General features: G+C 63.7%; 18 protein-coding genes. 9 read left to right on the top strand and 9 right to left on the bottom strand.

Features of this window, described 5'->3' with window-relative positions:
* Positions 1–61: 61 nt before the first annotated feature.
* The 6 genes from ACCD07_RS04240 to tssK form a co-directional block, all read right to left on the bottom strand.
* Positions 62–565 carry an Imm72 family immunity protein gene (locus ACCD07_RS04240; protein WP_413446610.1) on the bottom strand — a complete coding sequence of 168 codons (504 nt, stop codon included), beginning with the start codon at positions 563–565 and terminating at the stop codon, positions 62–64.
* Positions 566–696: 131 nt separating this feature from the next.
* On the bottom strand, positions 697–1,548 hold the full coding sequence (locus tag ACCD07_RS04235; protein WP_176651191.1) for a hypothetical protein: 852 nt from the start codon (positions 1,546–1,548) through the stop codon (positions 697–699).
* Positions 1,545–2,978, bottom strand: a complete 1,434-nt coding sequence (locus tag ACCD07_RS04230; protein WP_176651190.1) for a DUF2515 family protein — start codon at positions 2,976–2,978, stop codon at positions 1,545–1,547. The genes ACCD07_RS04235 and ACCD07_RS04230 overlap by 4 nt, the downstream gene beginning before the upstream one ends.
* 14 nt (positions 2,979–2,992) lie before the next feature.
* Positions 2,993–5,809, bottom strand: a complete 2,817-nt coding sequence (locus ACCD07_RS04225) for a type VI secretion system Vgr family protein (protein ID WP_413446609.1) — start codon at positions 5,807–5,809, stop codon at positions 2,993–2,995.
* Positions 5,809–6,576: a type IVB secretion system protein IcmH/DotU gene (gene icmH / locus ACCD07_RS04220; RefSeq protein WP_176651188.1), complete on the bottom strand. Its 768-nt coding sequence runs from the start codon at positions 6,574–6,576 to the stop codon at positions 5,809–5,811. The genes ACCD07_RS04225 and icmH overlap by 1 nt, the downstream gene beginning before the upstream one ends.
* Positions 6,577–6,592: 16 nt before the next feature.
* Positions 6,593–7,948 (bottom strand): type VI secretion system baseplate subunit TssK, encoded by a 1,356-nt coding sequence (tssK, locus tag ACCD07_RS04215; RefSeq protein WP_353403811.1) that lies wholly within the window; start codon positions 7,946–7,948, stop codon positions 6,593–6,595.
* A gap of 220 nt (positions 7,949–8,168) precedes the next feature.
* On the opposite strand from tssK, the gene ACCD07_RS04210 reads away from it, so the two are divergent.
* The 9 genes from ACCD07_RS04210 to ACCD07_RS04170 are packed head-to-tail and all read left to right on the top strand — an operon-like array spanning position 8,169 to position 18,089.
* Positions 8,169–8,774 carry a tetratricopeptide repeat protein gene (locus tag ACCD07_RS04210; protein WP_353403812.1) on the top strand — a complete coding sequence of 202 codons (606 nt, stop codon included), beginning with the start codon at positions 8,169–8,171 and terminating at the stop codon, positions 8,772–8,774.
* A 17-nt stretch (positions 8,775–8,791) separates the two neighbouring features.
* A complete protein-coding gene (gene tssB / locus ACCD07_RS04205) occupies positions 8,792–9,301 on the top strand; it encodes a type VI secretion system contractile sheath small subunit (RefSeq protein WP_176651186.1) in 510 nt (169 codons plus the stop codon).
* A gap of 1 nt (position 9,302) precedes the next feature.
* The gene (gene tssC / locus ACCD07_RS04200) at positions 9,303–10,784 is read left to right on the top strand and encodes a type VI secretion system contractile sheath large subunit (RefSeq protein ID WP_176651185.1); all 1,482 of its coding nucleotides are present in this window, start codon (positions 9,303–9,305) and stop codon (positions 10,782–10,784) included.
* A 44-nt stretch (positions 10,785–10,828) separates the two neighbouring features.
* On the top strand, positions 10,829–11,320 hold the full coding sequence (locus ACCD07_RS04195; protein WP_176651184.1) for an Hcp family type VI secretion system effector: 492 nt from the start codon (positions 10,829–10,831) through the stop codon (positions 11,318–11,320).
* A 6-nt stretch (positions 11,321–11,326) separates the two neighbouring features.
* Positions 11,327–11,824, top strand: coding sequence for a type VI secretion system baseplate subunit TssE (tssE, locus tag ACCD07_RS04190; protein ID WP_176651183.1), 498 nt, complete (start codon positions 11,327–11,329; stop codon positions 11,822–11,824).
* Positions 11,825–11,826: 2 nt separating this feature from the next.
* Positions 11,827–13,671, top strand: coding sequence for a type VI secretion system baseplate subunit TssF (tssF, locus tag ACCD07_RS04185; protein ID WP_353403813.1), 1,845 nt, complete (start codon positions 11,827–11,829; stop codon positions 13,669–13,671).
* Entirely contained in the window at positions 13,635–14,723 is a 1,089-nt protein-coding gene (gene tssG, locus ACCD07_RS04180; protein ID WP_413446608.1) for a type VI secretion system baseplate subunit TssG, read from the top strand. The genes tssF and tssG overlap by 37 nt, the downstream gene beginning before the upstream one ends.
* Before the next feature lie 13 nt (positions 14,724–14,736).
* Positions 14,737–17,391, top strand: a complete 2,655-nt coding sequence (gene tssH, locus ACCD07_RS04175) for a type VI secretion system ATPase TssH (RefSeq protein WP_413446607.1) — start codon at positions 14,737–14,739, stop codon at positions 17,389–17,391.
* An 11-nt stretch (positions 17,392–17,402) separates the two neighbouring features.
* Positions 17,403–18,089 carry a hypothetical protein gene (locus tag ACCD07_RS04170; RefSeq protein WP_413446606.1) on the top strand — a complete coding sequence of 229 codons (687 nt, stop codon included), beginning with the start codon at positions 17,403–17,405 and terminating at the stop codon, positions 18,087–18,089.
* Positions 18,090–18,124: 35 nt separating this feature from the next.
* On the opposite strand, the gene tssA is transcribed toward ACCD07_RS04170, so the two are convergent.
* From tssA to tagF, 3 genes are read right to left on the bottom strand one after another with little or no spacing between them, the layout of a single operon-like run.
* Positions 18,125–19,174, bottom strand: coding sequence for a type VI secretion system protein TssA (tssA, locus tag ACCD07_RS04165; RefSeq protein ID WP_176651178.1), 1,050 nt, complete (start codon positions 19,172–19,174; stop codon positions 18,125–18,127).
* Positions 19,175–19,189: 15 nt separating this feature from the next.
* The gene (locus ACCD07_RS04160) at positions 19,190–19,954 is read right to left on the bottom strand and encodes an OmpA family protein (protein ID WP_176651177.1); all 765 of its coding nucleotides are present in this window, start codon (positions 19,952–19,954) and stop codon (positions 19,190–19,192) included.
* Between the two features lie 3 nt (positions 19,955–19,957).
* Positions 19,958–20,944 carry a type VI secretion system-associated protein TagF gene (gene tagF / locus ACCD07_RS04155; protein ID WP_413446605.1) on the bottom strand — a complete coding sequence of 329 codons (987 nt, stop codon included), beginning with the start codon at positions 20,942–20,944 and terminating at the stop codon, positions 19,958–19,960.
* Positions 20,945–21,088: the final 144 nt, after the last annotated feature.

Below are 21,088 nucleotides of genomic sequence, written 5' to 3'. Positions count from 1 at the left end.
GTGTATCAAGAATAAATACGTCAGATCAAGGCCAGCACTCGGATTGTCCTTGCCGCACGTCTCAGCTTTCAGCAAGCACCCAGCGTACTTCGCGGCCTTGGTACAGCGGCAGCTTCTCACCTTTTTGCAGCATGACGCTTGCGTACAGATCAGATTCGACCAGCCATTTTCCGGTGAATGGAACTGTATTTCCGCTCTCCGCCCACACGGTTTCTTTCGGCGCCCAGATGGCGGGGGCCGGAGGCTGCACCTGATCGGGTTTGGTGAAGCGATAATGGGCTTCTTCTTCGGGTACCGTACCGTTGATATAGCGGTCATCTCGCCACAGCAAACACCATGTCGTATCAAGAGAAAAACTATCTCCGGTACTATGAAAAGTAAATTCGAGTCCTGTCGCAGAGTCGAGCAGTTTGCTGGTTTTGGCGCCGTTCGCGAAATCGTGGCCGACTTTGTTCAGCAGTTCCTTGAAGTCCTTTTCCAAAAAGAAGAACGCTTGCGTTGCGCCACCTGGCAAATATTGTCCGGGGATTTTTTCACCAAATTGTTCCGAAACTGTACCGACCACTGCTTTAGGTCCTTTGCTTCCGGTCAGAGTGTCATTCTAAGAGGAATGGCCCACTTATTTGACCCTTGGCGTCATCACATCTTTCATATTCGGCGGCAGGGGTAGCTGTCGATTGTGTTCATGCAAAGTATTCATCGGTTGACGAGGTGGTCTCCGCGTCGGACAGCATTGGCTTCCAATAGCTGAATGAGTTCATGTCGCGAGGCTAGGTATTTTTGATGTTTCTCCGTGCTTTTCCACCCCTTTTGGTCTTCCTCCTTGAGACTGGCCTGAAGGCGTTGTTCGATTTTTCGCTTCTTGACTGGCAGATCATCAAACTCCATAAAGAAGTTGTAGGTGATGCCGCGGCTGTCTTCGCTGTAGGCGATCTTGAAGGTAGCCAGCACTCCGTCTCCTAACCACTGATAGGACTGCTCAATGCGCATCATGTGTATCCATTCCTCGCGGGTTAGCGTGTAAGCCGGATCGAGAGGGCAAGTGCCAATTTGCTCAAGCTTGCCTTCTGCATTCATGAAAGACGAGCGTCCGCTCACTGCGGGGCAAAGTTCATCGATGTAACGTACCCACTTCTTTTTATTCATCTCTGCGATAACACCTTCCGCAAACTGCTTCCCCGCTTCGTGGGAAGCAAAGGGCTTGGTCGAAAATTGCAAAGTGACGTTTTCTACACCCAGATTGTTTTGATTCTTTTCATCGGCATACATCGTTAATGCAAACAGCGGCGAAAAGCTGACTTCATATCCATCGCGGACATAGCGCGCTGGAACATCAGCCGGAATGTCGTTGACGCTATAAGAAATATAGCCGTCCACGTTGGCTGTGCTGTACTTAGGGACGCCGGATTTGCGCGCCGTCTCCACAATGTTAGTTTTGAGCTCGAATTTAATTGCTGTCATGTCTTTATCTCTGAATAAAAAAAACAGTACGACTGCGGTTGCTACCAACCCCGTTGCAGCTAAGCCGAGCTTGATCAAATTATTCATGCGTCGAGCCACCCTTGGATTTTCCGCAACTCACCGTCCATGTAGCTCCGTCTTTCATCCATCAAGCGGTTGAAGTTACGTGCAATTTGCCCCACAAATTCCATGCGATCTTTCTGGTTCGGCAGGCTTTTCACTTTGCTCTTGAACCGGTCGCGCAACCCTGTCGGAGCATCGAAAACCGCTTCGAGGCTGGGATCCTTATTGGCGGGTGCAAAGCTGTATATCACCTTGAACTGCGGTGACAGCCATCCGCCCGTCATTCGGCTAAAACGGTGATTCATATCCATTGTGGCCGTTAAAAAAGCGTCGTTGTAAATCAAAGGTTGGAGAACATTAATCTGTTCTTGCTCCGCAATGGCGACAAGTTCCAATTTTTGAAAAGATTTTTTTTCTTCCCTATCGCCGGACGCGTGGCCCTTTACCATAAGCTCATACGCGCGGCTCACCGCAGCGGTGCCGGCGAAATGGCGACATTTGGTAAGTGCCGCCAGTGCTGCACGATCTTCGGCAACGCGTTTGAGCTCAGTGTGCTCCGCCTCCATGATGTAATACGCTTCTTGAAATTTCCCCCAGTATTTGGACGGTGGCGTACGGTAGCCGTTGTCGTACTCTTTAACATGAGTACGACAGTACCGGTGGGCGGAAAATTCCGCAGCCACCTGTTGACCGTAGCCTTCGCCACTACTCCATACTGGTGCTGAGTCGAAGTATTTCTCTGCCGCTTTGAATACAGGATCATCAGATAGGCGTTGCTTTAGGCGATCAAGCCAATGCGGCCCGAATGGCAATTCTTCGACGGCTTCTTTAGAGGCGATCTGGAAGGTATCCCAGTCCCTTTCGGCTTGGCACGCTTCAATTCGTTTCTTGTTCAGCGAGCCGTCAGCATTGATGCCGTATTCCAGGAAAAACCATAGCCAAGGATGGATATCCATGAAAAGCCATAGATTTCCTTTCGCTAGCGCTGCGTAAGTACGCAAGACGTGCTGGTATGGGGAGTCGCCGCTCATGGCTAAACTACCAATGTCCGCTCCCACATTGTTGCGTGCAATGCTCGCGGCACTGTTCCATTCACGCTGCAGTACTTCTTCACGCGAAAAACGATACGCCTCCACGATATCCTTGACTACAAATGCGGCTAACGCCGGCCAGTAAAATTGAAGCTGACCTTTGGATTTTTCGGCACTCTTAAAATAGAGATCCGCATAGTTTGCCGCTATGCGTTTCGCTCGCCGTTCCGGGTCTTGTATCAACCTGTAGCAACCGTCGCTCAGGCTTTTATCGCTCACTGCGATCAGCGCTGCTTGCTGTGCAAAGGACCATAGGTGCCGATACTCGACCTTGGCATCATGTTGCGATCCCTGCGTAGTGTTGGTCGTGCACTGTCCCAAAACTTCCAGAGAAACTCCGTTGTCGGCTGCTGTGTTGGTCATGATTAATCAGATTTCTACTTGAACTTAAACACTGCATAGCGCAAAGCGTATTCCAGCGGCTCGGCTTTTTTTGTGCTCAGTCGTTGGAGTGGACCCTCGATAGGGGTGGTGTCGATGAGCTTTTGCTGCTCGTTGTCCTTGTTTGCGACAACAAAAGGCAATTTGGAGATAGGTACTCCATGTATGTCTTTGTAGACTATCTGTTCGTCGAAATTTGTCAGCAATGTTTTTCCGATAGGGACAATAGTGGCGACTGTATCCGGCAGACCGCCGAGTTCCGTTGAGGAGCTACTACCGCCATCAAAAATATGCTGCCCACCCTTTACAGTGAAATTACCCGGGCAAGCAAACGTGATATCTCCGCCCTCGAGCGTGATCGACGATTGCCCGGCCTGCAGCACGATCTTTTGATTGGCCTTGATCTCGATAACATCGTTGACCGAAATAACCTTGATCGACTTGTCCGCCAAAATCTCCAGCTGGTCGGTATGCGCCTGCAGCGACACCGGGCCGTTGGCGGCGATGGCCTGGATGCCGCCGGCGTGGCTGAAGTAGCCGGCAGCGTTGGCCGCCACCGACGACAGTGTGTACGCCGCCGTCATATGCATATCGCCCTGCGTGGTCCAGTGCAGCTGCTCGCCGGCGAACAGCACCGTCGATGCCGGCGTGGCCCAGTTGATGCTGGCCGGCGCGTCCATCAGCACCAGCGGGTCGGCGAACTTTTCCACCGGCTGCGCGGCGTCGAGCTCGCGCGCGCCGGCCGGCGCCTTGCTGGCCGGCTGGCCGTTGACGGCGCCGTCATGCCTGCCCTTGTCCGCGGGATCGATGCGCGACAACAGCTCCTGCTGCGCCTTGGCCGCATCGGCGCTGGTGAGCGCGGCCTGCTGCCTGGCCGCGTCGCCCAGCACCTTGCCCAGTTCCTGCGCCGCCTGCAGCGACTTGACCGCTTCCGCCGCGTCCATCTGCGTCGACGCCACGCCGCTGCCTTGCGCGGCGCGCGCGCTGGTGGTCAGCAGCACGCCTTCGCCGCCGCGCAGCACGGCCCAGGCGTCGGTGCGCAGCTCGAAGCCGGCGCCGCGGTAGGCGCCGCGCTGCGCGCTGCCGGCCGACTGCGCCACCAGGTAGCCCAGATTCAGCTGCGTGGCCGCGCTGCTGGTGGCCAGCCGGGTGCGCACCTGGCCCGGCGTGTCGTCCAATTGCCACTGGTTGTAGCCGCCGCCGTCGAAATTGTGGCTGTGGATGCCCGACAGCGTGCCCGCATGGTTGGCGCCCGAATCCTCGCCGGCCGCATACGGCGGCTGGTCCGAGCCGGTGTACAGCTGCGCCACCACCAGTGGCCGGTCCATGTCGTTGTCGATGAAGTCGACCAGCACTTCGGTGCCGATGCGCGGCGTGAATTGCGAGCCCCAGTTCGGGCCGGCCAGCGCTTCGGCCACGCGCACCCAGGTGCCGCTGCTGTCGTCGCCGGGCGCGCTGCCCTTGGCGTCGGTGTCGTGCCCGATGCCGCCGGCGTTGGCGCCCTGGCCGCGCTGCCAGGCGAACTGGATGCGCACCTGGTGGTCGCGCGTGGTGGTGGCCACCGCGTCGGCGGCGCCGACCACGATGGCGGTCTGCGGCCCCAGCGCGGTGGCCGCCTGCGGCGCGGCGATCGCGCGCGGGACGACGGCGACGCTGGCGCGCACGCAGCCGAAGCTGTTGCGGTAGGTGCCGGCCTCGATGGCGTCGGCGCCCGGCGCCTTGCGCACTTCGGATTGAAAATTATTGCGCGCCTCGTGCCGCACCCACAGCACGGTGAAGCGGTTGTCGTCGGCGTAGCGCTCGTGCTGGGTCAGCGCGAAGGCGTGGCCGGCCGCCAACTGGCGCACCGCGCCTTCGCCCTCGAACACCTTGTTGTCGAGCTCCAGCGCCTGCAGCATCAGCTGGCTGTACTGATCCGGCTCGCCGCTGGCGCTGGCGACACGTTCGCCGCCGCCGTCGTACACGGGCAGCGACGGCAGTTCGCCCGCGTCCAATGACGACTGCTGTTCCGCGCCGGGCGCCAGCAGCTGCGCCGGGTCCCAGCTGCTGATGCCGACCGCGTTGGCCCGCACCTGGCGGCGCGCGGCAAAGCGGTCGATGGCGTCGGCGCTGTCGGTGGCGCGCACGCCGTGGAAGCGGATCTCGGCGTCCCCAGGCATGTCGGGTGCCTCGGCCTTGCTGTCGAAGATCACCAGCCGGTGTCTGGCCTGGCCGTCCGCGCTTTGCTCGTCGGCCTGGTCGTGCTCGAAGCGCCAGCTCAGGCCTTCGGAGGCCAGCAGGCGCTGGAAGAATTCCAGGTCGCTTTCGCGGTACTGGGTGCACACCGGGCGCGGCGCCAGCGTCTGCGTGACGTCGAATTCAAAGCGCAGCTGCGGATAGTCGGCCAGCAGTTCGGTGACGATGTCCTGCGCGTTCTTGTCCTGGAAAATATAGCTGTCGCGGCGCAGCCGCAGCAGCGCCAGCGCCGGCTCCAGCAGCAGGCGGTAGCGCGCCGTACCACCGTCCGCGCCCAGCCAGGCGGCTTCGGTGCAGATGCCGTGCCACGCGCGCCGGCTGCCGTCGGCCTGCAGCAGCGTGACGGTCAGCTCTTCGCCGATGAACTGCTGCAGATCGAGGTCGGTGGAGGTGCTGAGCGCATCGACTTCGAACGCATACAGCTCATTGATCCCTTCGCGTCCGGCGAAGCGCTCGGCCACCAGCGCCTGCGGCAGCGACGAGTCCTGCGCGCTGGCCAGCGTCAGCAGGCGCGCGTGCTGGCTCAAGCCGGTGCCGAACAGGCCCAGCGCCGACGGTATCAGCGAGGCGATGTCCATTACGGCAGCGTGATGGTCAGGTTGGCCTGGCGCGGGGCCAGCTTGACGATGTCGTTATAGGCGGCCACGCGCTGTTCGGTGCCGTGGTCCAGCGAGGTGCGCAGGCCGATGTAGCCGAGCACGCAGATCAGGCCGAACACCGAGCACAGTACCCACAGCGGCAGGTCGCTGCGCAGCTTGTGGACGATCTGGTCGGGCCGCTCCGCATGCGGCGCGAAGCCGCCGCGCTTGCCCTTCATGTGGGCGATTTCCTCGCCCAGGCGCGCCGTCAGGTAGTTCAGTTTTTCCGAGCCTTCGAGGATGTAGCGGCCCTGGAAGCCCAGCAGCAGGCACATATGGTAGACCTCCAGCGCCTGCAGGTGGGCGCTGCCGCGCGCGCGCAGCGCTTCGAGCCGGTGGAAGAAGTTTTCGCCGGCCAGCTGCTCACCGAACAGCGCCAGTTGCAGCGGGCGCCGTTCCCAGGCGTCGCGGATCGAGAAGGTCGAGCGCAGGATGATTTCGTCGACCGCCGCGCAGAACGCGTACTTGGCGGCGTCCACGTCGTCCGGCGAGGCGCCGTGCTTGCGCGCGCCACGGCCGAAGTCGTCGAGGAACTGCGTCATCTTCTGCGCGAACTCGGCGTTCTGCTGCGGGCCGTTGCCGTTCTTGAGCATGAACAGCGCGTAGAAGCCGTCGTACATCAGGTCGAGCAGGGTTTGCGGCGCCGTATGGCCGGCGGCGGACGGCGGCGCGGCGCCCATCAGGGAAGGTGCGGTGGCGGTATTCATGGTGACTAACCTCGGTTCAGGATGTGACGGCGACCAGGTCCAGCTTCAGGTCGTTCATGCCGCCGGGGACGTAGATGGAAATCGACTGGGCCTGCAGCATGCGCTCGTACATCTGGCCCTTGGCCTCGATGGCGAAGTAGCAGGCGTCCGGGCGCACCGGCACCGCGGCCGGCACCTGGGGCGCGTGCTGCAGCCGCACGCCGGGCATGGCCGACAGCACGAACTTGTCGACGTCGTCCGGCGCGCCGACCTTGAAGCGCAGCGGCACCACGTCCACCAGTTCGCTGGCCGGCATGGCGGCCGAGACGGCGATGTAGAAGGTGGTCTTGTCGTCGATCTTGCCCGAGTCCAGCATGCCGTGGTGGTACGAAGGCTTGACCTCGCGCAGCGCGATGGCGAAGTAGCGCGACGAGATCACCGTGTCGAGCAGCTCGCGGATGATCTGGTGCAGCGTGGCGAAGGCGGGGCCGGCGTCGGCGTGCTGGTAGGCCGGCAGGTCGGCCAGGGTCCAGCTCTTGGAAAAGGTCATCAGCGCGCCGGCCAGGCTGAGCAACTGCTCGTACAGCCGCTCCGGATGCAGCGCCGGGTGCTGGAAGTAGTGGGTCAGCGAGGCGAAGGCGGAACTGGCCGTGTGCAGCAGCCAGAACGAGGACATGTCGCCGGAGCGGAACTCGATCACGTGCTTGCTCGGCTCGCGGTGGTGGCCGTACAGCGCGCTGACCTTGGCCTGCAGCGCGTCGAGCAGGCGGCGCAGCTGCAGGAACAGCAGCGGCGCGCTGCGGATGGTCAGGCTGGGCGGCACGAACGCCGCGTCCAGCTCGAAGCCGCCGGTGGCCGCGCGGCGCAGGCGCAGCAGCGGGAAGTGGGTGTACGAGTCGCGCGGCTCGAACTCCGACACCAGGCGCAGCGTCTTCTTCAGGTAGCTCAGCTGGGCCGGCGCGGCGTGCGTGTACAGGTCCGGCGTGTCGGCGTTGTGCTGCTGGTAGCGCACCGCGCTGGCGCCGGTGCCGGCCGCACGCTCGCTGCCGTCGCCGAAATTGCCGCCAAAGGACTTGAAGGCGGGCAGGGCGGCGTAATAGGTGATGGTCTGCTGCGACTGCTGCAGCTGGCCCAGGTCGACCGCGTCGGGCAGGTCGTCGGCGCCGGGCGCGTCGTAGAACTCGCCATCCTGAAAGCGCAGCGACAGTTCCAGCAGGCGCAGGCTGTTGTTGGCCAGCGCGTCGCGGTCGATCTGCAGCTGGTTGACGCCCCAGGCGTAGGGATGCAGCGCTTGCACGCTCTGCAGCAGCCGCTGCTCGTGGTAGCGGTCCTGCTGCTGGAAGTGTTGGGGCCGAAGGAACAGTCCCTCGCCCCAGAGAATTTTGCTGCTCATGCTATGGCGCGTCCTTTTTTTCGGTCTGCTACATATTTGTTATTTGTAAAGTAGCAGAACAATAACATTTCTTTTTTTAAAGAGGCGCACGGCTGTGTTTGTACCGTGCGCACGGTTGAATTCAATTGAACGCGGTCAATAATAAATTTCTGATAACGTGGCGCCAGTTGCAGAAATTGTTAATTAAATATTGTTTTTTGATATCGAATTTGAGGCTAGCATGACAACCCAACATACCCTCCGCCGCATCGGCCAGCTGGCTGGCGCCGTCGTCTGCGTGGCGGCGCTGAGCGCCTGTACCACCGCTCCGGTGGCGCCGCAGGCGGCGGCCAAGCCGGCGCTTCAATCGATGCTGGCACAAGCCGGCGCCGCCTCCAGCGCGGGTCAGAAGGAACAGGCCGTTACCTTATGGAAACAAGCGGCGGTCGCCTATCCGGCCGATAAATCGCCTTGGCTGAGCATCGCGCAGACCCGCTACGAGGCCGGCCAGTACGGCGACGCCATCATCAACGCCCAGGAAGTGCTGGTGCGCGACCCCAACGATACGCTGGCCAACAGCATCATCGCCATCAGCGGGCTGCGCCTGTCGACGCGCTCGCTGTCCGACCTGAGCCGCCAGAACAACCTGTCCGGCTCGATCCGCACCGAATCGCAGGACCTGGCCAAGCTGCTGCGCGAGAGCCTGGGCGAGAACGTGCTGGTGCCGCCGGCGCCGGCTCCTGTGCAACAGGCCGCGGCGCCGGCGCGCGGCAAGGCGGCCGCCAAGAAAGGCCGCGCCAAGCAGCAAGACGAGGCCAGCGCCGATCCGTTCGGCGCCTTGAAATAATCGAAGAGGGGAATCTCATGTCCAAAAGCGTAAGTGTGCAGAAGAAGCTGCAAAAAATCCGCCCGCCACGGGTGCAAATGACCTACGACGTTGAAATCGGCGACGCCATCGAGAACAAGGAGCTGCCGTTCGTGATGGGCGTGGTCGGCGATTTCGGCGGCAATTCGGAAGTCGAGCAGAAACGACTGAAGGAGCGCAAGTTCGTCAACATCGACCGCGACAACTTCGACGAAGTGCTGAAGGGCGTGGAGCCGCGCGCGGCCTACCGCGTCAAGAATGAGCTGAGCGGCGAAGGCGGCGAGTTCGCCGTCGACCTCAAATTCAAATCGATGGACGACTTCCGTCCGGAATCGGTGGTGCAGCAGGTGGACCCGCTGCGCAAGCTGCTGGAGGCGCGCACCAAGCTGGCGGACCTGCGCAACAAGCTGGCCGGCAACGACAAGCTGGAAGACATCCTCAACGACGTCCTGCACAGCACCGAGAAGCTGGCCCTGCTGGGTCAACAAACCGACAAGAAGGAGGACTGACATGTCCGCACAACTGACCCCGGGCGGCGCGCCCGCCACCACGGAAATGGCGCTGCTGGACCAGATCGTCGAGCAGAGCAAGGTCGCCAAGTCCAGCGTCGAGCACGCGCGCGCCAAGGACCTGATCTCGGAACTGGTCAGCCAGGTGATGGACGGCACGGTCGTGGTGTCCGACAACCTGGCCGCCACCATCGACGCCCGCGTGGCGGAGCTGGACCGCCTGATCTCGGCGCAGCTGTCGGCCGTGATGCACGCGCCGGAATTCCAGAAGCTGGAAAGCAGCTGGACCGGCTTGAACTACCTGGTCAAGCACACCGCCACCGGCCAGAACCTGAAGATCAAGATGCTCAACGCGACCAAGAAGGAGCTGGTCAAGGACTTCCAGAGCGCGCTGGAATTCGACCAGAGCACCATGTTCCGCAAGGTCTACGAAGAGGAATTCGGCACCTTCGGCGGTGCGCCGTTCGGCGCCCTGATCGGCGATTTCGAGATCACCCGCCAGCCGGAAGACATGTACTTCGTCGAGCAGATGTCGCACGTGGCCGCCGCCGCGCACGCGCCGTTCATTTCCGCCGCCTCGCCCGAGCTGTTCGGGCTGGAGAGCTACAGTGAGCTGGGCAAGCCGCGCGACCTGTCGAAAGTGTTCGACACCGTCGAATACGCGAAGTGGAAGTCGTTCCGCGAATCCGAGGACTCGCGCTACGTCGGCCTGACGCTGCCGCGCTTCCTGGGCCGCCTGCCGTTCAACCCGGCCGACGGCGCCACCGTCGAAGGCTTCAACTTCGTCGAGGACGTCGACGGCACCGACCACCAGAAATACCTGTGGTGTAACGCCGCCTACGCCTTCGGCACCAAGCTGACCGCGGCCTTCGAGGACTTCGGCTGGTGCGCGGCGATCCGCGGCGTCGAGGGCGGCGGCCTGGTGGAAGACCTGCCGACCCACACCTTCAAGACCGACGAAGGCGAAGTGGCGCTCAAGTGCCCGACCGAGATCGCCATCACCGACCGCCGCGAAAAGGAATTGAGCGACCTCGGTTTCATCTCGCTGGTTCACTGCAAGAACACCGACTACGCCGCCTTCTTCGGCGCGCAGTCGGCGCAGAAGGCCAAGAAATACTCCAGCGACGCCGCCAACGCCAATGCGGTGCTGTCGGCGCAGCTGCAATACATCTTCGCGGTATCGCGCATCGCCCACTACATGAAGGCCATGATGCGCGACAAAATCGGCAGCTTTGCCGCCGCATCCAACGTCGAGGACTTCCTCAACCGCTGGCTGACCCAGTACGTGCTGCTGGACGATAACGCCAGCCAGGAACAGAAGGCCCAGTTCCCGCTGCGCGAAGCCTCGGTGCAGGTGTCGGAAGTGCCGGGACGTCCGGGCGTGTACCGCGCCGTGTCGTTCCTGCGCCCGCACTTCCAGCTCGACGAATTGTCTGTTTCCCTCCGTTTGGTCGCGGAGCTCCCGGCATCGACCAAAAACTAAGTCATTGCATCTCGCAATAACATCAACTCATTGAAAGGATTACTATGGCTATCGACGTTTACCTGCAAATCGACGGGATCAAAGGCGAATCGGCCGACACCACCCACAAGGATTGGATCGAGTGCCAATCGGTCCAGTGGGAAGTGCTGCAACCGAAATCGGCTACGGCCTCCACCGGCGGCGGCCACACCGCCGAGCGCACCGAGCACAAGGACATCGTCATCAGCAAGCTGGCCGACCTGGCCACGCCACTGCTGCTGCAAAACTGCTCGTCGGGTAAAACCCTGGCAAAGGCAAAGCTGGAATTCCTGCGCGCCGACGGCCAGGGCGACCGCGTCAAGTACTTCGAGATCGAACTGGAAAATGTGCTGATCTCCAGCGTATCGCCTGCTGTCGCACCAGGCAATATCCTGACCGAAGACCTGGCGCTGAAGTACTCCAAGGTCAAGTGGAAGTACACCCAGCAAAAAGTCGGCGGCGGCTCCGGTGGTAACACCTCCGGCGGTTGGGACCTGTCGGCCAACAAGACTGCTTAAGCTGGAATGAAAGGATTTACTCCGGGTTTGTTCGATCGCCTGATGGACGCGCCGCTCAACGGCAACGCCAGCGGCACCGTGCCGCGACAGTCGATCGAGGACCTCAAGGATTCGGTGGCGCGCGATCTCGAAGCGCTGCTGAACACCCGGGCCGTCATCCCGGAGGATCTCCTTAAACGCTTTCCCGAATGCGGCCGCTCGATCGCGACCTACGGCCTGAACGATTTTGCGGGCCTGTCGCTGTCGAGCACGGACGATCGCGCTTTCATCTGCCGCAGCCTGGAAAGGGCGATCGCCCGCCACGAGCCGCGCCTGCGCAATGTGCAGGCGTCGCTGGAGTTGCGGGCGGACGCCGTCAACCGGCTGAATTTCTCCATTACCGCGCTGCTGGTGGTCCACAGCGCGCACGAACCTGTTAACTTCGACGCCGTCCTGCAGCCCTCAAGCCTGCATTACACCATCAGCAAAGCGCGCCGCGTGAGCCCGACACCGCTGGGAGCCTGAGATTGGAACAATTATTACCGTATTACGAACGGGAGCTGGGATTCCTGCGCCGCTATTCGCGCGAATTCTCCGAACGCTACCCGAAGATCGCCGGCCGTCTGCTGATCGCCGGCGAGGTGTGCGAGGACCCGCACATCGAACGCATGATCGAATCGTTCGCGCTGCTCAATTCGCGCATCGCCAAGCGGCTCGACGACGACTACCCTGAATTTACCGAAGCACTGTTCGAGGTGCTGTATCCGCATTACCTGCGGCCGTTTCCCTCGTGTTCGATCGCGCGCATGGACTTCAGCGGCGCCGCCGCGCAGCTGACCACCGCCAGCGAGATCCCGCGCGGCACGCAGCTGACCACGCGGCCCGTGCGCGGCGCCACCTGCACCTTCCGCACCGCATATCCGGTCACCGTGGCGCCGCTGGCGCTGACGGCCGCCCACTTCGCCGCCATCATCGCCGCGCCGGAAGCGCTGCGGCCGCCGCAGCAGGCCACCTCCAGCATCAGCCTGACCTTGTCCAGCACCGCCGAGCAGGTCACGCTGGCGCAGCTGGGCCTGGGCCGGCTGCGCGTGTTCATCGACGGCGAGCCGTCGTTCTGCGCCGCGCTGCGCGACGCGCTGTTCACCCGCGCGGTGGCGGCCTACGCCGAAGCGGACGGCAATGGCCGCTGGACGCCGCTGCACAAGGTGCCGGTGTCGCCGGCCGGCTTCAGCGAGGACGAATCGCTGATCGATTTTTCCGCGCGTTCGCATACCGCCTACCGGCTGCTGACCGAGTATTTCTGCTTCCCCGAAAAATTCAACTTCTTCGACATCGACCTGCACGCGATCGCCGGCGTGCTGCCGGCCGGCTGCAAGTCGGTCACGCTGCACCTGGCGCTGTCGGGCATGCGCACCGATTCCAACCTGGCGCGCATGCTGTCGACGCTGTCGACCAACAACGTGCTGCTGGGCTGCACGCCGGTGGTCAACCTGTTCCGCCAGCGCGGCGAACCGATACGGCTGACGCATGCGTCGGCCAGCTACCCGGTGCTGGCCGATGCGCGCCGCGCCTTCGCCTATGAGGTTCAGGCCATCGAGTCGGTCAAGCTGGTGCGGCAGACGCCGCAGGGCGAGTCGGTGCAGGAGTTCCGGCCGTTCTATTCGCTGCGCCACGGGCAGACGCCGGAAAAGAACGGCCACTACTGGGTGGCCCGGCGCGACGAGGACATCGCAGGCAAGAGCCCCGGCTACGAAACGCAGATCTCCATCGTCGACATCGACTTCGATCCGGCCGAGGTGGAAACCGATACCCTGAGCCTGGAGCTGAGCTGCACCAACCGCGATCTGCCGGCCTCGCTGAGCTACGGCATGCGCGGCGGCGACCTGTTCCTGGAAGGCGGATCGAGCGTGCGCGCGATCAGCTTCCTGCGCAAGCCGACGCCGTCGTACCGCTTCGAACGCGGACGCGGCGCGCACTGGCGCCTGATCTCCCATCTGTCGCTGAACCACCTGTCGCTGACCGGCGGCGGTCTGGACGCCTTCCGCGAGATGCTGACGCTGTACGACCTGCCGCGCTCACCGTCGTCGCAGCGGCAGATCGGCGGCATCGTCGCCGTCTCGCACAAGGCGGCCAATACCTGGCTGCCGGGGAACCCGTTCGCCTGCCTGGTGCGCGGCATCGAAGTCACGCTGACGGTGGACGAGGAAGCCTTTGTCGGCAGCGGCATCCACGCGTTCGCGCAGATTGTCGAGCGCTTCCTCGGCCTGTACGTGCACGCCAACAGTTTCGCGCAGCTGGTCATCAAGTCGGATAAAAATGGAGAGGAACTGCTGCGATGCCTGCCACGAAGCGGCGATTTGAGCCTGCTGTAATCGAGCGGCTGTTCGCGCAGCCGCAGCGGTTCGAATACTTCCAGGCGGTGCGCCTGCTGGAGCTATGGCTCAAGCGGAACGGCGCGCCGCAGGAGGGCGCGGTGGCGAACTTCCTGCGCTTCCAGAATTCGACTTCGCTCAGCTTTCCGGCCAGCCAGCTGGAGTCGCTGCAGCCGGAACCGCGCGACCTGCCGATCGATGCGTCCAGCCTGGGCGCGGCGCTGCAGTCGGCGCAACTGCGCTACATCCGCATCACCCCGGCCTTCATGGGCTTCCTGGGCACCAGCGGCACGCTGCCGGCGCACTACACCGAACGGATCGCCGCGCATGCGCTGTACCAGAAGGACGACGGCCCGCGCGCCTTTCTCGACACCTTTTCCAGCCGCGCGCTGGCGCTGTTCTATGAAGCGTGGCGCAAGTACCGGCTGGAACTGAAGTACCAGATCGACGGCAAGGACGGCTTCCTGCCGCTGCTGCTGTCCTTGGCCGGCATGCACCAGCCGTCGCTGCGGCAGCGGCTGTCGGACGACGGCAACGGCGTGCTCGATGAGTCGGTGGCTTATTTCGCCACGGCGATGCGCCAGCGTCCGGCGTCGGCGGTGCAGATCGCGCGCGTGCTGTCGGAGTACTTCCGTCAGCCGGTGCGCGCCGAACAATTCATCGGCTGCTGGTACGACGTGCCGGGCAGCCAGCAGACCACGCTGGGCATGGCCAACGCCGTGCTGGGCGGTGGCGCGATGGCGGGCGAGCGCGTGTGGCAGCGCGACCTGCGTCTGCGCCTGGTGATCGGTCCGCTGGACCGGGAAGGCTACGAATCCTTCCTGCCCGGCGCCAAGGCGGCGCTTGCGCTGGAGAGCATGCTGACCATGTTCACCGGCCTGACGCTGGAATACGAGGTGCAGCTGGTGCTGCGCGCCGAAGACGTCGAAGGTGCGCGCCTGGACGAGCAGGGCAGCGGTGGACGCCTGGGCTGGGACAGCTTCCTGGTCACGGAGGCGCAGCAGCACGACCGCAGCGACGTGCGGTATGACATACACGCAATGACATCATAAAAAGGATAACAACATGAGCACCAACCTGAAAACGCTGATCGGAAAACTCAACGATACCAGCCGCACCGCCGCCACGCGCGCGGCCAGCCTGTGCATGTCGCTGGGCCATTACGAGGTCGATATCGAGCATCTGTTCCTGGCGCTGCTGGAGCAGCCGGCCAGCGACGTGGCGCTGATCGCCCGCCACAGCGACATCAGCATCGGCCAGCTGGAAGCGGACTTGCGGGCGGAGGTCGGACGCTTCAAGACCGGCAACGCGCGCACGCCGGTGTTTTCGCCGCGCCTGCCCAAGCTGTTCGAGAACGCCTGGCTGATCGCGTCGCTGGATTTGCAGGACAACCCGCAGGCGCGTATCCGCAGCGGCCACCTGCTGCAGGCGATGCTGACCGAGCCGGAACTGGCGCAGCTGGCGGCGCGCAGTTCCAGGCTGTTTAGCCGCTTCGACGTGGAACAGATCAAGCACAATCTCGACAAGATCACCGCCGGTTCCGACGAAACACCGCTGGCATCGTCCGCATCGCAGCCGGACGAGGGCGGCGATCCGGTCGGCGAACTGGCCGCGCGCGCACCAGGCAAGACGCCGGCGCTGGACCAGTTCACCACCAACCTGACGCAGCGCGCGCGCGAAGGCAAGGTCGATCCGGTGATCGGTCGCGACCAGGAAATCCGCCAGGCCATCGACATCCTGATGCGCCGCCGGCAGAACAATCCCATCCTGACAGGCGAGGCCGGCGTCGGCAAGACCGCCGTGGTGGAAGGACTGGCGCTGCGCATCGCGCAGGACGACGTGCCGGACGTGCTGAAAGGCGTGGAGATCCACACGCTGGACATGGGCCTGCTGCAGGCCGGCGCCAGCGTCAAGGGCGAGTTCGAGAACCGTCTGAAGAACGTCATCGACGAAGTGAAGAAAAGCCCGCACGCCATCATCCTGTTCATCGACGAGGCGCATACGATGATCGGCGCCGGCGGACAGGCCGGCCAGAACGACGCGGCCAACCTGCTCAAGCCTGCGCTGGCGCGGGGCGAACTGCGCACCATCGCCGCCACCACCTGGGGCGAGTACAAGAAGTATTTCGAGAAAGATGCCGCGCTGGCGCGGCGCTTCCAGGTGGTCAAGGTGGAGGAGCCGAGCGAGGAACTGGCCTGCGCCATGTTGCGCGGCATGGCGCCGCTGATGGAGAAGCACTTCGGCGTGCGCGTGTACGACGAGGCGATCACCGAGGCGGTGCGGCTGTCGCATCGCTACATCATGGGCCGCCAGCTGCCGGACAAGGCCATCAGCGTATTAGACACCGCCTGCGCCAAGGTGGCGCTGGGCCAGAACGCGACACCGGCCCGCATCGAACAACTGGCGCGGCAGATCGAGCGCATCGACGTCGAGGCCAGCTCGCTGGAACGCGAGCAGGCCGAAGGTGGCGCCGCACAGAAGGCGCGCCTGCAGGAGCTGCGGGAGACCCGCGCCGCAGCCGATGCGCAGCACATGACCTTGTCCGAACGCTGGGAAAAGGAAAAGGCGCTGAGCGCTAAGATCATCGCCGCGCGCGTCGAGGCGTCCGCGCAGGCGGGCGATAGTGGCGGCCAGGGGCGCGATATCCAGGCGATGGTGGCGGAACTGCGCGAACTGCAAGGCGAAACGCCGATGGTGCCGGTGCAGGTCGACGGTCACGTGGTGGCGGAAATCGTCGCCGGCTGGACCGGCATCCCGCTCGGAAAAATGGTCAAGGACGAGATCAAGACCGTGCTGCGCCTGAAGGAAATGCTGGAACAGCGCGTGCTGGGCCAGCCGCATGCGATCGAGGCGGTGGCGCAGCGGGTGCGCACCTCGCGCGCCAATCTGGACGATCCGAACAAGCCGAAGGGCGTGTTCCTGTTTGTCGGCCCGTCCGGCATCGGCAAGACGGAAACCGCGCTGGCGCTGGCCGATGTGCTGTACGGCGGCGAGCGCAAGCTCATCACCATCAACATGTGCGAATACCAGGAAGCGCACAGCGTCTCCGGCCTGAAAGGTTCGCCGCCCGGCTATGTGGGTTACGGCGAGGGCGGTGTGCTGACCGAGGCCGTGCGCCGCAATCCCTACAGCGTGGTGTTGCTGGACGAAGTGGAAAAGGCCCACCCGGATGTGCTGGAGCTGTTCTTCCAGGTGTTCGACAAGGGTGTGCTGGACGATGCCGAAGGCCGCGAGATCGACTTCAAGAACACTATCATCATCCTGACGTCGAACGTGGCGTCGGCGGCGATGATGCAGGCTTGCCTGAACAAGCCGCAAGAGGAACTGCCGTCGGTGGGGGAGCTGGAGCAGCTGATACGTCCGCAGCTGATGAAGCAGTTCAAGCCCGCGTTCCTGGGGCGCCTGAAGGTGATTCCATACTATCCGATCGCGGACGATGTGCTGGTCGATATCATCAAGCTCAAACTGGGCAGGATCGAGCGCCGCATCGCCGCCAACCACAAGGCGGAGTTCAGCTACGACGAGGCGCTGGTGGAGGCGGTGCTGGCGCGCTGCACGGAGGTCGACTCCGGCGCGCGCAATGTGGACAACATCCTCAACGGCACGCTGCTGCCGGAGATCGCGGAATCGGTGCTGGCCCGCATGGCGGAAGGCGCCGCGATCGCGAAGATCAAGGTCAGCGCCAACAAGCAGGGTCAATTCAAATACACAGTCAAATAAGGAGAATCTCCATGAAACGCCAAGTTACCATCGCAGTATTGATGTCCACGCTGATACTGACGGCGTGCCAGAAGAAGGACAAGCAGGAGGAGGTACCAGCCGCCGCGCCGGCGCCGGCGGCAGCCCCCGCGCCAGCGCCTGCAGCAGCGGCGCCGGCAGCAGCGGCTCCGACCGCAGAGCAGGAAGAACTGGCCAGGAAACAGGCCTTGCTGGACTACGGCACCATGGAGGACAAGTACCTGAACGATCCGAAGGGGCAGTGGGCCGCGACGGCAAAGGCCAGTTCGACCTTCGGCGACGACAATGGCAGGGAGCCTTCGCCGGTCAATATGGCAAAGAACGCCGCCGGTCCATCGGATGACAACGATTGGAGCAACAACAACCAGGACAAGGGCTTCGACTGGCTGGAGCTGGGCTACGCCAAGCCGGTCAACGCGACCGAGGTCCGCGTCATCGTCCCGGGCGGCGACGGCGTGGAGGCGATCAACAAGGTGGAGCTGCAGGACACGGACGGCAAGTGGAACACCGTCTGGTCCGGCATCAGCGACGTCAAGCAGGACCGGCGCGGCAACCGCACCTGGTTCGTGCGGACCTTCGACAAGACCGCTTACAAGGTCAAAGGCGTCAAGATCACCATCGCCAACAATATCCAGCGCGGCTACAAAAAGGTCGATGCGGTGCAGCTGGTCGGCGAATGACCGTGCCGGGGCCGTTAAGGCGGCCCCGGATTTTTTCAGTTCGGCGGCTGGACGCCCAGCAGCTCTTCAATGTGGGCCAGTGACGCCTGGTCCTTCACCACAGTGCGCAGCCAGGTGTGCAGGTCCTGCTCGCCGGCCGCCGCCGCCTTGTCGGCGTAGTAGGACGAGGGGCTATGCGGCTCGGTGCGGCGGAAGAACTCCGCCACGGCGCGCAGCAAAGCCACAGCCTGCGCGCGGTTGGCGATGACGCCGGGTGCGGTTGGCGCCTGGACGTATTCGTTGCCTGATTCCGGCATCGGCATGCCGGGCAAAACCACTGGACTGCCCGGCGCGGCAGGCTGCGTGCCATTCCCGGATACCGCATTGGCCGGTGCCGGCATCGCATGCAGCATCGCCTTCACCGCGTCGCGGGCGGAGGAAAACCCCGGGCTGTCGTTGCCGAGTTTTGCATCGGCCACGCGTTCCAGCTGCTCCAGCGCCTCGACGCAGAATTGTGCGTCGGCGCGGAAGCTGGCGGCAAATTGCGCCGAGTTGTTGCGCCTGGCCGTTTCAATATCGGCCAGCTTGGGCGCGCGGTTTTGCAGCGCCTCGTCGTTGCTGGCCGCGCGCCTGCGGGCCTGCTCGAAATCGAGGGTGGAATAGTCGCCGTTTTCGGTCAGGCCGATCTCGCGCACCAGCGCCGGCGTGCGGGCCAGTATCCAGCCAAGGTTGCCGACGCGCTGGTCGTTGTCGCCATTCTCGGCTTCCGGATACAAGCCCTGGTCCCAGTATTGATCGCAGAGGCCGGCCAGCAGCAGATAGCCTTCGCCCAGTCCGCGCAGCTGGTGGACACGCGCGCCGGCCTCCGTCAGCCAGACGGCCAGCCGCAGGTCCTTGCTGGTATTTTTAAGCAGGTGGGCGCAGCGGTCGACCACCAGCGGCCAGTCGGCCTCTTTCAGTTCGGTGACCCATTCGCCCTGGTCCAGCGACGGATCGTCGAATTTTCGCGCCTGCGCGATGGCGTCCAGTTCCGGGGAAAACGTCAGGTCGGCGCCGGCGGGCTGGGTGTCGTTGATAGGTTGCAGCAGCTCTTGTGCGGAATACATCGTGTCCTCTTGGGTTTATTGCGCCATGCGGAATTCAATGCGGCGGTTGCGCGCGCGGCCTTCGGTGGTGTCGTTGCTGGCGACGGGACGGTCCGGTCCCTGACCGCTGGCGGTCAGCAGGTCGCCATTGATGCCGTGGCCCGACAGGTAAGCCTTGACCGCCTCGGCGCGCGCCTGGCTCAGGCCCTGGTTGGTGGCGCGCAGGCCGGCGCTGTCGGTGTGGCCGATGATCTCGACCTTGCGGTCCTTGAGCTTGCGCAGCGCGGCCACCATCTCGTCGAGGATGGCGCGGCCGGCTGGCGTCAGCTCCGCCTTGCCGCTTTCGAATTCGACGATGCGGTTGGCCAGTGCGCTATCGAGCACGCCCTGGTCGGCCGCCGATACGCGCAGGCCGTTGTTGACGGTATAGGTCGGATTCAGACTGGTGGCGATATTGCTGGCGATGCGCTGGCGGACGGCCTCGTTGCCCACTTCGCCGCGCAGGCTGACGGTGCTGCCGTCGATCTTCAACTGGCCGCGGCCGATCTGTTTCAGGTCGGCGGTGATCAGCTTTTGCACGTAGTTGTTCCAGTTGGCGGGCGTGGAGACCTTGTCGATGGAGATCTGGTCGACCACCTTGTCGGCGCCGTACACCTCGCGCAGTTTGGCCAGCACCGCCGCCTTGCTGGCTTCATCGGGCAAGGTGCCGCTGGCGAGCACCTGGCCAGGCTGCGGCGCGGCGGCCTGCGCGAATGCGGCGCCGGTGGACAACAGCAGCATGCTGAAAAGGAGAGTGCGCATGATTCAGGTTCCGATAAACGCCGCGCTGACGGATTCCAGCGCGGACTTGAGTGACAGGGAAGGTTGCGACAGATAGGTGGAGAGCTTCTTGACGCCGTAGTCGCTGTCGGCCTGCTCCTCGACCCATTCCAGTTCCTCGAAGGCGATCTGCCGCTCGCGCGCGGCCTGCGGGTCCATGATGCCGTGCAGCGTTTGCGGCGACGCGCCGCTGAAGCCGACCAGCAGCACCTGCTGCTCGCGCAGGCGGGTGAGGAACAGCGCCAGTTCGAAATCGGCGCGCGCCAGGAACGGCGTGATCAGATGCATCCAGAACGCCGCCACCAGGTTGCGGTACATCGGATCCCTCGGCAGCGGCAGCAGCAGGGTTTTGTCCAGGCGGCTGGAGCCGCTGGCCAGTACCGGCTGCAGCAGCATGCCCAGGGCCAGCAGCACCTGGCGCGCCGAACCGCGAAAGCCCGCTTCCGCCAGCAGCATATCGAGTCCGCCCACGGTCTGCAGTTCGAGGAAATCGTCGAAGCTGGCCTGGTAGGCGGCGCCGCGCAGATCCAGCTCGACCGCCTCGCTGGCCGCCAGCTGCAGCGGCACGGTGGGGTCGCCGGCGTTGACCACGCCGCTGCTCAGCGCCGCCAGCCGCGTCCACAGCCGGTTGAACACCAGCGGCGAAGTCGCGACGAAAGCGGAGGGATCCGCCACCTCGACGCTGCTGGTCATCAGGAAGGGGAAGCGGCGCTGCGACTGGTCGCTGCTGGCGACGATGTGGCCGGCGATCGCGTGGCGCCGGCGCGGGCCGACGAAGGCGAAGTGCAGCGGCGCGACGGCGTCGTAGTTGAGTTTCCAGCGCGCGTCTGCGCTCATCAGGTCCATGGCCTGGGCCAGCCAGTCGTCCAGCACCTTGATCAAAGCCGGGCTGTCGCCGCCTTTGACGAAGTCTCCGCGTCCGGGCACCTTGCCGAAGTAGCCGATGTTGGCGGTGGTGGCGCCCCGGCTCATGGCTGTGCTCCCGCGGTGCGGATCACGCCGACCGGCGTTGGGGGGGGGGGGGGGGGGGGGGGGGGGGGGGGGGGGGGGGGGGGGGGGGGCCCCCCCCGGGGCCGGCCCCCCCCCCCCCGGGGCCGCCGCGGCCCCGGGGGCCCC

This window comes from Duganella sp. Dugasp56 (assembly GCF_047304105.1).
In the GTDB taxonomy this organism is placed as follows: Bacteria; Pseudomonadota; Gammaproteobacteria; order Burkholderiales; family Burkholderiaceae_D; genus Rugamonas; species Rugamonas hordei.
This window is presented reverse-complemented; position numbering and strand designations above follow the sequence as displayed.

What these genes read in the sequence shown, in the direction of transcription:
- tssA (WP_176651178.1), bottom strand. Translation starts at nt 19,174, where the DNA reads ATGTATTCCGCACAAGAGCTGCTGCAACCTATCAACGACACCCAGCCC.
- tssB (WP_176651186.1), top strand. Translation starts at nt 8,792, where the DNA reads ATGTCCAAAAGCGTAAGTGTGCAGAAGAAGCTGCAAAAAATCCGCCCG.
- ACCD07_RS04170 (WP_413446606.1), top strand. Translation starts at nt 17,403, where the DNA reads ATGAAACGCCAAGTTACCATCGCAGTATTGATGTCCACGCTGATACTG.
- ACCD07_RS04195 (WP_176651184.1), top strand. Translation starts at nt 10,829, where the DNA reads ATGGCTATCGACGTTTACCTGCAAATCGACGGGATCAAAGGCGAATCG.
- tssK (WP_353403811.1), bottom strand. Translation starts at nt 7,948, where the DNA reads ATGAGCAGCAAAATTCTCTGGGGCGAGGGACTGTTCCTTCGGCCCCAA.
- tagF (WP_413446605.1), bottom strand. Translation starts at nt 20,944, where the DNA reads ATGAGCCGGGGCGCCACCACCGCCAACATCGGCTACTTCGGCAAGGTG.
- ACCD07_RS04210 (WP_353403812.1), top strand. Translation starts at nt 8,169, where the DNA reads ATGACAACCCAACATACCCTCCGCCGCATCGGCCAGCTGGCTGGCGCC.
- tssG (WP_413446608.1), top strand. Translation starts at nt 13,635, where the DNA reads ATGCCTGCCACGAAGCGGCGATTTGAGCCTGCTGTAATCGAGCGGCTG.
- tssH (WP_413446607.1), top strand. Translation starts at nt 14,737, where the DNA reads ATGAGCACCAACCTGAAAACGCTGATCGGAAAACTCAACGATACCAGC.
- ACCD07_RS04225 (WP_413446609.1), bottom strand. Translation starts at nt 5,809, where the DNA reads ATGGACATCGCCTCGCTGATACCGTCGGCGCTGGGCCTGTTCGGCACC.
- ACCD07_RS04230 (WP_176651190.1), bottom strand. Translation starts at nt 2,978, where the DNA reads ATGACCAACACAGCAGCCGACAACGGAGTTTCTCTGGAAGTTTTGGGA.
- tssC (WP_176651185.1), top strand. Translation starts at nt 9,303, where the DNA reads ATGTCCGCACAACTGACCCCGGGCGGCGCGCCCGCCACCACGGAAATG.
- tssE (WP_176651183.1), top strand. Translation starts at nt 11,327, where the DNA reads ATGAAAGGATTTACTCCGGGTTTGTTCGATCGCCTGATGGACGCGCCG.
- icmH (WP_176651188.1), bottom strand. Translation starts at nt 6,576, where the DNA reads ATGAATACCGCCACCGCACCTTCCCTGATGGGCGCCGCGCCGCCGTCC.
- ACCD07_RS04160 (WP_176651177.1), bottom strand. Translation starts at nt 19,954, where the DNA reads ATGCGCACTCTCCTTTTCAGCATGCTGCTGTTGTCCACCGGCGCCGCA.
- ACCD07_RS04235 (WP_176651191.1), bottom strand. Translation starts at nt 1,548, where the DNA reads ATGAATAATTTGATCAAGCTCGGCTTAGCTGCAACGGGGTTGGTAGCA.